Origin of the sequence: Actinomadura kijaniata NBRC 14229 (assembly GCF_001552175.1) — a bacterium.
Classification (GTDB): domain Bacteria; phylum Actinomycetota; class Actinomycetes; order Streptosporangiales; family Streptosporangiaceae; genus Spirillospora; species Spirillospora kijaniata.
In genome coordinates this window covers 35,304-48,682 of record NZ_BCQR01000011.1, presented here as the reverse complement: position 1 = coordinate 48,682, position 13,379 = coordinate 35,304, and the positions used below count along the sequence as shown (strand labels likewise).

Sequence of the window (13,379 nt, the reverse complement as noted above, 5' to 3'; positions counted from 1 at the left end):
ATGAACGTCGCGACCAAGCTGGGGGCGTTCGCCCTGGGCCTGGCCGCCGTCTTCGGAGGCGCCGTCGGGGTCGGGCAGATCACCGGCCCCGTCGGCGCGACCGCCGAGACCGGCGGACACGGCCACCAGGCGGGCGGCACCCGGAACGGAACGCAGAGCGGCGGCCACGGTGACGGCCACGGCGGCGGGAACGCACCGGCGTCCTCCCCCGTCCCGGGCGGGCTCCAGGTGTCCGAGGACGGCTACACGCTCGTCCCGGCCGCCACGACGGTCGAGCCGGGCGAGCGGACCGACTTCCGGTTCACGGTGAACGGCCCGGACGGCAAGCCCGTCACCGCCTACGAGACCCTGCACGGCAAGAAGCTGCACCTGATCGTCGCGCGGCGGGACCTGTCGGGGTTCCAGCACCTGCACCCGACCCTGCTCGAAGGGCAGGCCGGGGGTGGGGTCTGGTCGATCCCGCTGACCCTGCCCGACGCCGGGACCTACCGCTTCTTCACCGACGTCAAGCCGCAGGGCGCCAAGCGGCAGCTCACGCTGGGAACCGACGTCGTCGCGCCCGGCGGGCAGAAGCCCAAGCCGCTGCCCGAACCCGGGCGCACCGCCCGCGTCGACGGCTACGAGGTCACTTTGAACGGCGACCTCGTCCCCGGGCGCAGCAGCAAACTGACCCTGTCGGTGCGCAAGGACGGCCGGCCCGTCACCGACCTGGAGCCGTACCTTGAGGCGTACGGCCACCTGGTCGCGCTGCGCAGCGGCGACCTGGCCTACCTCCACGTCCACCCGGACGGGGAACCGGGCGACGGCAGGACCAGGCCGGGGCCGGACATCACGTTCTACGCCGAGGTCCCGAGCACCGGAACATACCGCCTCTACCTGGACTTCCAGCATGAGGGCAAGGTCCGCACCGCCGAGTTCACCGCGCGGGCGGGAACGGCCGCGACCCCGCCGCCCGCCGGAGACGGCGGACACGGGGACGACGGACACACGCACTGAGACATCCCGCACGAAGATCACAGAGAGGAGCGAGCAATGGGCACCGGCAGCACGTCCGGGCAGATCGAGCTGGCGATCGGCGGGATGACCTGCGCGTCGTGCGCCGCCCGCATCGAGAAGCGCCTGAACAAGATCGAGGGCGTGACCGCGACGGTCAACTACGCCACCGAGAAGGCCAAGGTCGAGTTCCCCGAGGGCATCTCGGTCCAGGAACTGATCGCCTCGGTGGAGAAGGCCGGCTACACCGCCGCGCCGCCCCCGCCGCCCAAGGACGACAGCGCGGGCGCCGAGGAGACCCCGGAGGTCGACGAGCTGCGGCCGCTGCGCCAGCGGCTGGTCACCGCGCTGGTGCTGGCGGTCCCGGTGATCGCGATGGCGATGGTTCCGGCGTGGCAGTTCACCAACTGGCAGTGGCTCTCGCTCACCCTGGCCGCCCCCGTGGTGGTCTACGCCGGATGGCCGTTCCACAAGGCGGCCTGGACCAACCTGCGGCACGGCGCGGCCACCATGGACACCCTGGTCTCGCTGGGCACCCTGGCGGCGTTCGGCTGGTCGCTGTGGGCCCTGTTCTTCGGCACCGCCGGAACCCCGGGCATGAAGCACGGCTTCGAGTTCTCCATGACCCGCACCGACGGCTCGGCCAACATGTATCTGGAGGCCGCCGCCGGGGTGGTCGCCTTCCTCCTGGCCGGGCGCTACTTCGAGGCCCGCTCCAAGCGCCGCGCCGGAGCCGCGCTGCGCGCCCTGCTGGACCTGGGCGCCAAGGAGGTGTCGGTCCTGCGCGACGGCCGCGAAGAACGCATCCCCGCCGGCCGGCTCGCCGTGGGCGACCGGTTCGTGGTGCGGCCCGGTGAGAAGATCGCCACCGACGGCCTCATCGAAGAAGGCTCCTCCGCGATCGATGCCTCCCTGCTGACCGGCGAATCGGTGCCGGTGGAGGTCGGGCCCGGCGACACCGTGGTCGGCGCGACCGTGAACGCGGGCGGGCGGCTGGTGGTGCGGGCCACCCGCGTCGGTTCCGACACCCAGCTGGCGCAGATGGCGCGGCTGGTGGAGCAGGCCCAGACCGGCAAGGCCCAGGTGCAGCGGCTCGCCGACCGGATCTCCGGGATCTTCGTGCCGATCGTGATCGCGATCGCGGTGGCCACGCTGGGCTTCTGGATCGGCACCGGCACCGGCATCGCCGCCGCGTTCACCGCCGCGGTCGCCGTGCTGATCATCGCCTGCCCGTGCGCCCTGGGCCTGGCCACCCCGACCGCGCTGCTGGTGGGCACCGGGCGCGGCGCGCAGCTCGGCATCCTGATCAAGGGTCCGGAGGTGCTGGAGTCCACCCGCCGCATCGACACCGTGGTGCTGGACAAGACCGGCACCGTCACCACCGGCAAGATGACCCTGACCGAAGTGATCACCGCCGACAACGCCACCGAGGACGAGGTGCTGCGGCTGGCCGGGGCGCTGGAGGACGCCTCCGAGCACCCGATCGCCCAGGCCGTCGCCAAGGGCGCGGTCGAACGCGTCGGGGAGCTGCCCAAGGTCGAGGACTTCGCCAACGTCGAGGGCCTGGGCGTGCAGGGCGTCGTGGACGGGCACGCCGTCCTGGTGGGCCGTCCGCAGCTGCTGGCCGAGTGGTCCCAGCACCTCACCCCCGAGCTGGAGCAGGCGATGGCCGAGGCCGCCAAGGCCGGGCACACCGCCGTCGCGGTCGGCTGGGACGGCGAGGCCCGCGCGGTGCTGACCGTGGCCGACCAGATCAAGCCGACCTCCGCCCAGGCCATCACCCAGCTCAGGGCCCTGGGGTTGCGGCCGGTGCTGCTGACCGGCGACAACCAGGCGGTGGCCCGCACCGTCGCCGACCAGGTCGGCATCGAAGAGGTGATCGCCGAGGTGCTGCCCCAGGACAAGGTCGAGGTGGTCAAGCGTCTCCAGGGCGAGGGCCGCACCGTGGCGATGGTCGGCGATGGGGTCAACGACGCCGCCGCCCTGGCCCAGGCCGATCTGGGGTTGGCGATGGGCACCGGCACCGACGTGGCGATCGAGGCCTCGGACCTGACCCTGGTGCGCGGGGACCTGCGGGCCGCCGCCGACGCGATCCGGCTGTCGCGGCGCACGCTGCGCACCATCAAGGGGAACCTTTTCTGGGCGTTCGCCTACAACGTGGCCGCCCTGCCGCTGGCCGCCGCCGGGCTGCTCAACCCCATGATCGCCGGTGGGGCGATGGCGTTCTCCTCGGTCTTCGTGGTCAGCAACAGCCTGCGGCTGCGCGGCTTCAAACCACTGAACGCCGAGTGATCCAGGAGCGGACGCTCCACGGGAACAGGCCCCGCCCGGGTTCGGGCGGGGCCTGTTCCGTCTGCTTCGCCGGGGTCACCGCTGGGCGGGGACCAGCCCTCGGGGTCCTCCCGGGAACGCCTTGACCTGGAAGCCCTGGCAGGTCGGGCAGAGGGGGTCCACCCATGGAGGCAGCGCGGCGTGACCGTTGAGCCGCCAGACGACGTGGTCGCCGCCGTGCCCGTCGTCGCAGTGCCGTGCCTCGAAGTCCCGCTGCCACGAGCAGAGGCAGTTCATGCAGTAGAAGTACCACTTTTCGGTGATGACCTGAACGTCCCGGACGCGCATGGATTCCCGCTCCCTTGTCTGCCGGTCTGGACGGATGTCGCCGGACGCGGGCGGCTCGGCGGTCGCCGAGGGCCCGCGAGGCGGGTCACGTCCGGGAGATCTGGAGGCCGGTGAGCAGGCGCGCGCCGGGGGTCCGGCGGGCCGGGCCCGCCCGGGGACCGGACAGCGGGGCCGGATGCGCGGCGGGAAGGGGCGGGGGCGCGTTCGGGACGATGACCGTCAGGAGCCGGAACGGCAGCGGCCGCGCCACGAACGGCCCGGCCGACCGGCCCCGGGCGGTGGCGTGGCCGCCGGGCTTCTCGCCCCGGCCGCTCTCGCCGTCGCCGCGCAGCACGCGCTCGCCGGAGCCGCCCTCCTCGCCGCCGCGCTGCTCCTCGGGAACGGTTCCGGAGGAGCCGGACGACGCGCCCGCGTACGGCTGGACGGCGGAGGCCGGGGCCGGACCGCCGACCCCCGCCAGGCAGGTCAGCAGGAGGACCGCGACGAGGAGGGCCGGCCACGTTCCCCCGCGGGGGCGGCCGGCCGATACCTGGCGGTACCTCCTGCACACGAAAGGAATCTTACTTCACTCTGCGTAGTCATCATATAACTCTTTGTCAAAGAAACTCGGCGCCACCTGCGCGTTTATTGCGACCATGAAGGCGATCCGGCTCACCCGGGGACAGTGTCGCGAATCACATCCCACCCTGATGACATATACCCCCTGGGGGTATAGATTCGGTGTCATCGAAGGGAGCACGACAATGAACACCACGAGCCACACCACCGGCCACACCACGGGCCACACCACCGGCCACGCCCACCACGCCGACGCCGCGCCCGGCGGGCTTCAGATCACCCGGGACGGTTACACGCTGGCCCTCGACCAGACCGTCCTGCGCCCCGGCCGCAACGAGCTGACGTTCCGGATCCTCGGCCCCGACGGCCACCCCGTCACCGAGTACGGCCTCCTCCACGACCGCGAGCTGCACCTGATCGTCGTCACCCGCGAGCTGACCGGGTTCTGGCACGTGCACCCCGAACGCGCCGCCGACGGCACCTGGCGCACCGAGCTCGACCTGCCCGAGGCGGGCGCCTACCGGGCCTTCACCGACATCGCCCCGCGCGACCTCGGCCGCCCCCTCACCCTCGGCGCGGACCTGGCCGTCGCGGGCGACTACGCCCCGCGCCCCCTCCCCGGGCCCGCGCCCACCGCGACCGTCGACGGCTACGAGGTGACGCTGACCGGCGACCTGGGCGGCATGGTCACGCTGACGGTGCGCAAGGACGGCGCCCCGGTCACCGACCTCCAGCCCTACCTCGCCGCGTACGGCCACCTGGTGGTGCTGCGCGCGGGCGACCTGGCCTACGTCCACGTCCACCCGAACGGCGAACCGGGCGACGGCGTCACCCCGCCCGGCCCGGAGATCACGTTCCACGTCGCCGTCCCGGGCCCCGGCGTCTACCGGATGTTCCTGGACTTCAAGCACGACAACACGGTCCGCACGGCGGCGTTCACCCTCGAAGCGCCCATCGCCGCCCCCGCCCCCACCGCCCATGACCATGCCCACCACCACTGATCCCTCCGACGACGCGGACGCCCGGCGAGAGCCGGGCGTCCGCGTTTCGCGTCGGCGGCCGGTGGGAGGAAGCCTCGCGGAGGTGCGTTCATGTCACTGGGAACGGTCGTCCTCACCGGCGCCGCGGGCCGGATCGGATCGGTGCTGCGGGAGCCGCTGCGGCGGGAGGCCGAGCGGCTCGTCCTCGTCGACCGCGTGCCGTTGACCGCCGAGGCCCCCAACGAGGAGGCCCGGACGGCCGACCTGACCGACCCCGACGCGGCGGTCCCCCTGGTGGAGGGCGCGGACGGGATCGTCCACCTGGCAGGGGTGCCGGGCGAGGCCCCGCTCCCGGACCTGGTCGAGGGCAACGTCCTGGCCACCCACCACGTGCTGGAGGCGGCCCGCCGCGCCGGGGTGCCCCGGGTCGTGCTGGCCAGCAGCAACCATCTGACCGGCCACTACCCCCGGTCGCGGCGGGTCTCCCCGGACCTGCCGCCGCGACCGGACGGGCTGTACGGGGTCAGCAAGGTCGTCGTGGAGGCGCTGGGCCGCCTGTACGCCGACAGGTTCGGCCTCCAGGTGGTGTGCCTGCGCATCGGCAGCTTCGAGGCCGAGCCCACCGAGTCCCGGCACCTGGCGACCTGGCTGAGCCACCGCGACGGCGCGGGGTTCGTGCGGGCCGCCCTCACCCTGCCCGGCGTGGACTTCCTGACGGTCTACGCCGTCTCGGACAACAGCCGCCGCTTCTGGGAGCTCAGCGACGAGATCGGTTACGTCCCGCGGGACGACGCCGAGGAGTACGCCGCCCGGATCCCCGACGCCGACGCGTTCTTCACCGGCGACCCGATTCAGGGTGGTGACCCGGCCGGTTCCGGGACCGCTTCCCGGCGGGCGACCGGGGCCGCTTGCCCTCGCGGGGCGTGACCTTCGGCGCGGTGTCGGTCACGGAGACGCCCAGCAGCGTGCCCGTCCACTTCCCTTCCGTGCGCAGGCCGATGACCTGGAACGTACGCCGGTCGAACACGATCTCCCCCCGCTCTCCACCGCCCTTCCAGACCTTCCCCGGCATGGTGACGGCGACGGCGGGGCGGCCCGCCGGGTCGGTGATCCCGTTGACGACCCGGCTGCCCGGCATGCGGCTCACCATGGTGAACATCGCGGCGCGCAGCTTCGGCGGCACGTACTGTTCGAGCAGCGTCCCCTCGATCTCCATCCAGATGCGCTGCTCCACGGTCGGCTTGCCCTTCTCGAAGGTGTGGCCGGCGCCGATGTCGCGGCGGAACCACGCCTCCAGCGCCTTCGGGTCGGTCGGCAACCGCCGGTAGAAGGCGGTGGGACGCCCCTCCTCACGGAAGGAGTCGGTGCACGCCCCCTTGCCGGAGGGATTGCACGGGTCCCGGTGGAGCACCGACGCCTTCTTCCCGTCCACCGACCTCCAGAGCTCACGCCTGATGCCGTTCGCGTTGTCGACCGACCTGATGTGGATGTACTGGTCGTCGCGGGGGTTCAGGTCGGGTTCGCGGCCGGCGGCGTCGGCGGCGCGGCGTAGCACCTCGCTCGCGCTCGCCAGCCGCACGACGGGCTCGGTGGCGGACGGCCGCACCCGCGGCTTCTCGGTTCCGGGGACGACGGCGACCGCTCCGGCCGCCGTCGCCACCGCGCCGACCGCGACCAGCCCGGCCGTCCAGCCGCGCCGGGACTTCCGCGTGCGGACGGGCGCCCCGGCCTCGTGGGCCGCCGCGAGCAGCCGCACGCGGCCCTCGGCCAGCACGTCCGGGCCGACCGGGCGCACCTCGTCGTACATCTTCCTCAGCTCGCTCATCGGTCAGTCCTTCGCGTTCGTCAGGGGGTCGCGGCCGTCCAGCGCGGCGCGCATCCTGCGGCGCGCCCGGTTCAGCCGGGAGTGGACGGTGCCGGGGGCGACGCCGAGCGCCTCCGCGATCTCGGCCGGGGTCAGCTCCCCGGCGGCGGTCAGCAGCAGGACGTCGCGCTGCCCCCGGTTGAGGCGGGCCAGGGCGGCGGCGAGCGCGGCGCGTTCGCCCTGGGCGCTGACCCGTTCGGCGATCCGGTCGGCGGGGGAGTCGACGGCCGGGTCGATCCCGGTCCGCGCGATCATCCGCCAGAACCGGACCTCGGCGCGGCGGTGCCCGCCGACCAGGTTCGTGGCGATGCCGTACAGCCAGGGGCGGGCGTCGGCGCGGGCGCGGTCGTAGCGGTCGCGCTGCTGGAACGCCCGCAGGAACGTCTCGGCCATCAGGTCGTCGGCCAGGTCGGGCCCGAGGCGGCGGGCGAGGTAGCGGTGGACGGCCGGAGCGTGCTGGTCGTACAGCGCGGCGAACGCCTCGGGCTCGCGCAACGACCGTTCGATGACCTCGGCGTCGCTCTCGGTGCGCACCGCGGTCACGTCGGACTCGTTCTCATCGCGGACGGCCTCTCTCAGGGGGATGGGACACCGGTTATTGGTCCGGTGCGGCCGTCCGCTTCCCGAGGGGCTCTACGCGAGGGCGTACTGGCTTCTGAGGGTGGTGACCAGGGGGGCCAGGGTCTCGTCGCCGGCGGCGGCGTCCAGGGCCTCGGTCAGGACCGCATGGTAGGTCGGGTTCGCCTCGTCCTGGATGGCGCGGCCCTCCTCGGTGATGACCGTGTAGACGCCGCGGCGGTCCCCGGGGCACAGGTCGCGGCGGGTGAAGCCCGCCGCCTCCAGGCGGGCGACCAGGCGGCTGACCGAGCTCTGGTTGAGGCCGATGAGGTCGGCGAGCTCCTGCATGCGCAGTTCGCCGTCGTCGGCGTGGGCCAGGCGGCACAGGGCGCGGAACTCCGACAGGCCGAGGCCGTGTCTGCGCTGCATCGCCTTGGACAGGGCGTGTTCCACCCGGCCGTGCAGAGTGATCACCCGGTCCCAGACCTGCGCGTCCACCGTCGCACCTCGCTCTCTCCTGTTGACAGAAGAATACCTCTCATGCAATCTATGCATGTACATGCAAGACATGCAGGTACATGCATCTACTTTTGGAGGACCCGTGTCCGAGCGCATCGAGAAGATCGCCACCGACCCCGACTGGTACGCGCCCTACCGGATCTCCCAGGCGATCAAGGCGAACGGCGTGCTGTACGTCTCCGGCCAGGCCGGGATCGACGAACAGGGCAAGACCGTGCCCGGCGGCTTCCTGGAGCAGGGGCGGCAGGCGTTCGAGAACCTGCGCAAGGTGCTGGCCGCCGCCGGGGCCGACCTGACCGACGTGGTGCGGGTTGGGATCTTCGTCCGGGACATGGCCGCCCATCTGGACGAGCTGATCAAGCTGCGCGAGGAGTTCCTGTCCGAGCCCTACCCCGCCGACACGCTGGTGGAGGTCTCCTCGCTCGCGCAGCCGGACTGGCTGATCGAGGTCGAGGTCACCGCCCTCGCCCGCTGACCCCCGACGACTCTCTCCCGAAAGGTCTTCCGCAGATGAGCCCCCTGCTCACGTCCTACGAGGGACCCCACCTCCGCCTGCCCAACCGGATCGTCATGGCCCCGATGACGCGCGGCCGCGCCGACGACGCCACCGGCGTCCCCGGGCCGCTCACGAAGGTGTACTACGCGCAGCGCGCCGGCGCCGGGCTGATCGTCTCCGAGGGGATCTGGGCCGACCCGCTCGGCAAGGGCGGCCCCGGCATCCCCGGCCTGGTCACCGACGAGCAGGTGGCCGGGTGGCGGGAGGTCACCGAGGCCGTGCACGCCGCCGGTGGGCGGATCTTCGCGCAGCTGTGGCACGTCGGGCGCATGACGCACCCGAACATCCTGCGCGGGGAGACGCCGGTCGCGCCGTCGCCGGTGCGGATCGAACACGAGCAGATCTTCACCGCCGAGGGGATGGCCGACCACGTGACGCCCCGCGCGCTGACGACCGCCGAGGCCGAGGGCGTGGTCGAGGCGTTCGCGGCCGAGGCGCGCAACGCGGTCCGCGCCGGGTTCGACGGCGTCGAGATCCACGGCGCGAACGGCTACCTGATCCAGCAGTTCCTGGGCAGCAACACCAACCGGCGCACCGACCGGTACGCCGAGCCGACACGGTTCGCGACCGAGGTGGTGGAGGCCGTGACGGCGGCGGTCGGCGCGGACCGGGTCGGGCTGCGGATCTCCCCCGACAACCCGGAGAACGAGATCGTCGAGGACGAACCGCAGGCCGTCTACCGACGGCTGGTCGACGCGGTCGACCCGCTCGGGCTGGCCTACCTGCACGTCATCGAGCGCGGCGCGTACGGGGCGCTCGCCGACCTGCGTCCGCGCTGGTCGGGCACGCTGGTCGGCAACTTCAACGGCCCCGAGCCCACCAGCCGGCGGGCGGGCGAGGAGGTCCTGTCGGCGGGGCTGGCGGACCTGTTCTCGTTCGGGCGGCTGTTCCTCGCCAACCCGGACCTGCCGGAACGGTTCGCCGCCGACGCCCCGCTCGCCGCGTACGACCCGGCGACCGTCTACGGCGGCGGGGCCGAGGGGTACGTCGACTATCCGGCGTTGACCGGTGCGGACTCGACGTCGTAGCGCATCGTCGTCACCGCGCCGAAGCCCATCAGGCGACGCAGGTACGGGGTGCGGACGGTCTCACCGGCGCGGAAGCCGAAGCGTTCGTAGAGGGCGCGGGCGCGGGGGTTGGTGTCCACGACCTCCAGGCGGACGCGCCGGAGGCCGCGGGCGCGGGCCTGCTCGACCACGGCGTCCAGCAGCGCGCCGCCGACGCCCCGGCCGCGCGCCGCGCCCGACACGGCGAGCGAGTCGATCATCAGTTCGTCGGCGTCGGGCGTGGTGGAGGCCAGGCAGCGCGCGAGCAGCCCGCGCCACAGCCCCCGGACCGGGCCGAACTCGCGGACCAGCCGCCGGAGCGACAGGTCCATGGGGGCGGCGCCGTCCTGCTGGAGGAACGCGACGCCGAGCAGGCGGTCGCCGTCCCACGCGCCGAGGACGCGGCCGGGCACCAGCGACTCCGCCACGAACCCGGCGCGCCGGGGACCGTCCAGCACCGGACCGGCCTTGCGGGAGAACGCCTCCCAGTACAGGGCGGCCGCGGCGGGGCGGGCGTCGGCGGGCAGTCCGAGTCGGATGTCGAGGGTCGTCGTGGTGCTCATACCTCAGAGAACGCCACGACGGCCTCGACTGATTCCATTGGGTGACGGACTCCTCACCGAGGAGGACGTCAGAGCGGGACGTCCCAGAACGCGATCTCGTGGCGCATGCCCTCCAGGAACAGCACCTCGGAGCGTTCCCGGTCCCCGCCCGCCTCGTCGATCATCTGGGCGATGCGGCGGGTCAGCTCGGCGAAGCCGGGGTCGGCGTAGGTGTCGACCCAGCGGCGGTACCGGGGTTCGGCGGGCGGGTTCTCGGCGAGCCGCCGCCCCAGCGTCGAGTAGCCCCACATGCAGGGGTAGAGCGCGGCCAGGCCCTCGGCGTAGCTCGCGGCGCTGTCCAGCAGGAACGCGGTGTAGGCCGCGCAGGCCGGGCCCTTCTTCGCGCCCGCCAGGTCGGCCCCGAACTCCGCCGACAGGGAGCGGTGCAGTTCCAGTTCGTCGTGGAACGTGGCGTGGGCGAGGTCGACGAGGTCGCCCAGGTGCGCGTCCGGAGCCTGCCAGGCCAGCCGGGAGAACACCCGCACGTAGTCCAGCAGGAAGAGGTAGTCCTGCTCCAGCCAGGACCGGAACACCGCGACGTCGAGATCGCCGCGGGCGATGCCCGTCACGGTGGGGTGCTCCAACTGCTCCTCGACCAGCGAAAGGCCGGTCTTCTCCAGGTGCGCGGCGAGACTCATACCGGAAGTGTCCCATTCGCCGTGGACGACGAAGGCCCCGCCGGACGCGGGGTCCGGCGGGGCCTTGACGCTTGGATCGGTGCGCGGGTCGCCTCTCGGCGAAAGGCACGACACGGCTCCGGCCGAACGGTATTCCGTGAAGGCGACAGGTAGGGCCCGGGGACACCAGGCACACCGACCATCACGTGTAACCACCTGCCGCCGGACATTGTTCCCGGCCTGCCGCCGTCTTCTTCTGTAGCGATCGATACAGATATGGGCTAAGGTTCTTTAGCGACCGATACAGAAAGAAGGGAGCCTCCCATGACCTCGCCGTTCGCTCGTACCGTCCGCGGTTCCGGACCGGGCCTGGCCCTCGCCCACGGCGCCGGCGGCGGTGTCGCCCCCAACTACGGCGCGATCCTCGACGGCCTCGCCGAGCACCGCACCGTCGTCGGCGTGGACTACCCCGGCACCGGCGACACCCCGCGCTCGGGGCGGCCCCTGGAGCTCGACGAGCTCGCCGACCAGCTCGTCGCGGCCGCCGTGGACGAGGGGCTGGGGACGTTCGCGGTCGCCGGGTACTCGCTGGGCGGCGCAGTCGCCGTCCGGGCCGCCGTCCGGCACCCCGAACGGGTCACCTCCCTCGTGCTGACCGCCGCGTTCGCCCGGCCCGACAACCACATGCGGCTCACCCTGAACACCTGGGCCACGCTGCTGGAGCACGAGGACCGCGGCCGCCTGGCGGACTTCCTGCTGCCGACCGCCCTCTCCCCGGCGGCCCTGGAGGCGCTGTCGGAGGAGGAGCTGCGGGGCGCGCTCGCCGGGACCGCCGCGACCGTCCCGCCGGGGACGCCCGAGCACGTCGACCTCGTGGGGCGGGTGGACGTGCGCGGGGACCTGGCGGGGATCTCCGTTCCGACGCTGGTCGTCGTCACCACCGCCGACCGGCTGGTCCCGCCCGGGGCGCAGCGGCGGCTGGCCGCCGGGATCCCCGGCGCGCGGGTCGCCGAGCTCGACACGGGCCACCTGCCGTTCGCCGAGCGCCCCGAGGAGTGGCGCAAGCTCATCGCCGACTTCCTCGCGACGGCGGACGGGCCGGCCGGCCGGACAGAATAGGCCGCATGCCGCAGATCACCATCGAGTACTCCGCCGTCCTCGCCGACCTCTTCGACCGGCGCGGGTTCGCGCTCGCGCTGCACCCCGCCGCGTCGGAGCTGATCGGCAGCCCGCCGGCCGACTTCAAGACCCGCTTCCACGCCCTCGACGAGGTGGTCATCGGCGACGGCGGCGCGGCCGAGGCGATGGTCCACGCGGACGTGGCGATCCTGCCGGGGCGCGCCGCGGCCGTGAAGGAACGGCTCGGCGCGCTGACGCTGGAGACCCTGTGCCGCTTCCTCGGTCCCGAATCCGGACGGAACACCCAGGTCACCGTGGAGGTCCGGGATATCGCCGCCTATCACAAGCGCGTCCTGCCGCAATAGTCACGCCGATGCTGGGTAGAGGGGGGCAGAACAGCCGACCACTTACGGGGTGACCCTGGTGATCAAGGAGACGACACCTCCGGACGACGCAGTGGAGATCAGCCGGCGGGTGGAGGGGCGGTGGGTCGTGGTGTCCGTGGCCGGCGACCTCGACCTCGCCACGGCGCCGCGATTGGAGGCCACGCTCGACCCCTCCCACCTGGGAGAGCACAAGCATGTCGCCATCGACACGCACCGCCTGCGCTTCATCGACTCCTCCGGCCTGAACACCCTGATCAGGGTGTGGAAGCGCCTGCGGGGGGCGCAGGGGCAGCTGGTGCTGATGCGGGTCCCGCCCTCGCTGGGCGAACGCCTCAACTGGATGGGGCTGGACCGGTTCCTGACGGTGACCGACACGCTGCCCGAGCCGCGGAACCGCGACCGGTTCCGCGTGTCCGCCGAGCCGGAGCGGCGGACGACCGAGAACGCCTGACTTCGGCCCCTCCGGCACGCGGCCCCGCCGAAACCCTCTTCACCTCGGCAGATCCAGGGGAGATCATGAGGTGTCGTGAGATACGAGAAGGCCACTCCCGGGACGTGCCGGGCCCGGGATCGCCTGGCGGCGCACGCGCGCAACGCGCTGGCCGCGGCCGGGTTGCCGCTGATGCCGAGCGATCTGGAGGTCACGCTCGGCTCCGGGGCCGAGATCGAGGTGGACTACGGCGCGGACGCGGCCGGCGGCGTCTACGCGACCTGGCGGTTGCACCCGCAGCTCGCCCGCGCCGCCGCCTACGCCATCGGGGAGGAGACCGGGGAGGACGACCCGGCGCTGCTGTTCAGCGGCGCGGTGGCGGTCGCGATGGAGCGGGCCCTCGGCGCGATCCTCACGGCGGCGGGGTTCACGGTGGAGGAGGCCGACGACGAGTACCGGCCGTTCACGCTGCGGATCGTCGCCGGACCCGCGGGCGGCCCGGACCCCTGGGCCGACCCCGAATGACCCGGAC

At 73.0% G+C, this 13,379-nt stretch carries 17 protein-coding genes; 10 read left to right on the top strand and 7 right to left on the bottom strand.

Translation table 11 applies throughout. The features are described from left to right. Both AKI01S_RS04885 and AKI01S_RS04880 read left to right on the top strand, forming a co-directional pair. A complete protein-coding gene (locus tag AKI01S_RS04885) occupies positions 1–996 on the top strand; it encodes a DUF8832 domain-containing protein (RefSeq protein WP_067812539.1) in 996 nt (331 codons plus the stop codon). A gap of 36 nt (positions 997–1,032) precedes the next feature. After that, entirely contained in the window at positions 1,033–3,285 is a 2,253-nt protein-coding gene (locus AKI01S_RS04880) for a heavy metal translocating P-type ATPase (RefSeq protein ID WP_067812538.1), read from the top strand. Between the two features lie 75 nt (positions 3,286–3,360). Here AKI01S_RS04880 and AKI01S_RS04875 read toward each other — a convergent pair whose 3' ends face one another. After that, positions 3,361–3,612 (bottom strand): hypothetical protein, encoded by a 252-nt coding sequence (locus AKI01S_RS04875; protein WP_067812537.1) that lies wholly within the window; start codon positions 3,610–3,612, stop codon positions 3,361–3,363. An 85-nt stretch (positions 3,613–3,697) separates the two neighbouring features. Further along, a complete protein-coding gene (locus AKI01S_RS04870) occupies positions 3,698–4,162 on the bottom strand; it encodes a hypothetical protein (RefSeq protein WP_067812536.1) in 465 nt (154 codons plus the stop codon). 193 nt (positions 4,163–4,355) lie between these two features. On the opposite strand from AKI01S_RS04870, the gene AKI01S_RS04865 reads away from it, so the two are divergent. Both AKI01S_RS04865 and AKI01S_RS04860 read left to right on the top strand, forming a co-directional pair. Further along, positions 4,356–5,171, top strand: coding sequence for a DUF8832 domain-containing protein (locus tag AKI01S_RS04865; protein ID WP_067812535.1), 816 nt, complete (start codon positions 4,356–4,358; stop codon positions 5,169–5,171). A gap of 90 nt (positions 5,172–5,261) precedes the next feature. Further along, complete coding sequence (locus AKI01S_RS04860) at positions 5,262–6,077, top strand: NAD-dependent epimerase/dehydratase family protein (protein WP_067812534.1); 816 nt, start codon at positions 5,262–5,264, stop codon at positions 6,075–6,077. Here AKI01S_RS04860 and AKI01S_RS04855 read toward each other — a convergent pair. The 3 genes from AKI01S_RS04855 to AKI01S_RS04845 all read right to left on the bottom strand — a co-directional run bounded on the left by AKI01S_RS04855 (position 5,986) and on the right by AKI01S_RS04845 (position 8,070). Further along, entirely contained in the window at positions 5,986–6,975 is a 990-nt protein-coding gene (locus AKI01S_RS04855) for a CU044_5270 family protein (protein ID WP_067812533.1), read from the bottom strand. The two genes, AKI01S_RS04860 and AKI01S_RS04855, sit on opposite strands and share 92 nt — an antisense overlap. Positions 6,976–6,978: 3 nt before the next feature. Continuing rightward, a complete protein-coding gene (locus AKI01S_RS04850) occupies positions 6,979–7,557 on the bottom strand; it encodes an RNA polymerase sigma factor (RefSeq protein ID WP_083998900.1) in 579 nt (192 codons plus the stop codon). Positions 7,558–7,647: 90 nt separating this feature from the next. Then, positions 7,648–8,070 carry a MarR family winged helix-turn-helix transcriptional regulator gene (locus AKI01S_RS04845; RefSeq protein WP_067812531.1) on the bottom strand — a complete coding sequence of 141 codons (423 nt, stop codon included), beginning with the start codon at positions 8,068–8,070 and terminating at the stop codon, positions 7,648–7,650. A gap of 103 nt (positions 8,071–8,173) precedes the next feature. Between AKI01S_RS04845 and AKI01S_RS04840 the strand changes: the two genes are divergently transcribed. Together AKI01S_RS04840 and AKI01S_RS04835 are read left to right on the top strand one after the other, a co-directional pair. Continuing rightward, positions 8,174–8,566 (top strand): RidA family protein, encoded by a 393-nt coding sequence (locus tag AKI01S_RS04840; protein WP_245681476.1) that lies wholly within the window; start codon positions 8,174–8,176, stop codon positions 8,564–8,566. A gap of 35 nt (positions 8,567–8,601) precedes the next feature. Continuing rightward, positions 8,602–9,675: an alkene reductase gene (locus tag AKI01S_RS04835; RefSeq protein ID WP_067812529.1), complete on the top strand. Its 1,074-nt coding sequence runs from the start codon at positions 8,602–8,604 to the stop codon at positions 9,673–9,675. Here AKI01S_RS04835 and AKI01S_RS04830 read toward each other — a convergent pair. Both AKI01S_RS04830 and AKI01S_RS04825 read right to left on the bottom strand, forming a co-directional pair. After that, positions 9,639–10,256 (bottom strand): GNAT family N-acetyltransferase, encoded by a 618-nt coding sequence (locus tag AKI01S_RS04830; protein WP_067812528.1) that lies wholly within the window; start codon positions 10,254–10,256, stop codon positions 9,639–9,641. The two genes, AKI01S_RS04835 and AKI01S_RS04830, sit on opposite strands and share 37 nt — an antisense overlap. Positions 10,257–10,324: 68 nt before the next feature. Then, positions 10,325–10,933, bottom strand: a complete 609-nt coding sequence (locus tag AKI01S_RS04825; RefSeq protein WP_067812527.1) for a TenA family protein — start codon at positions 10,931–10,933, stop codon at positions 10,325–10,327. Positions 10,934–11,236: 303 nt separating this feature from the next. Between AKI01S_RS04825 and AKI01S_RS04820 the strand changes: the two genes are divergently transcribed. From AKI01S_RS04820 to AKI01S_RS04805, 4 genes are all read left to right on the top strand, one after another. Further along, entirely contained in the window at positions 11,237–12,031 is a 795-nt protein-coding gene (locus AKI01S_RS04820; RefSeq protein WP_067812526.1) for an alpha/beta fold hydrolase, read from the top strand. A gap of 5 nt (positions 12,032–12,036) precedes the next feature. Beyond that, positions 12,037–12,396, top strand: a complete 360-nt coding sequence (locus AKI01S_RS04815) for a 5-carboxymethyl-2-hydroxymuconate Delta-isomerase (RefSeq protein WP_067812525.1) — start codon at positions 12,037–12,039, stop codon at positions 12,394–12,396. Between the two features lie 49 nt (positions 12,397–12,445). Next, a complete protein-coding gene (locus tag AKI01S_RS04810) occupies positions 12,446–12,868 on the top strand; it encodes an STAS domain-containing protein (RefSeq protein WP_083998898.1) in 423 nt (140 codons plus the stop codon). A 75-nt stretch (positions 12,869–12,943) separates the two neighbouring features. Then, positions 12,944–13,372, top strand: coding sequence for a hypothetical protein (locus AKI01S_RS04805; RefSeq protein ID WP_067812523.1), 429 nt, complete (start codon positions 12,944–12,946; stop codon positions 13,370–13,372). The last annotated feature ends 7 nt before the right edge of the window (positions 13,373–13,379 follow it).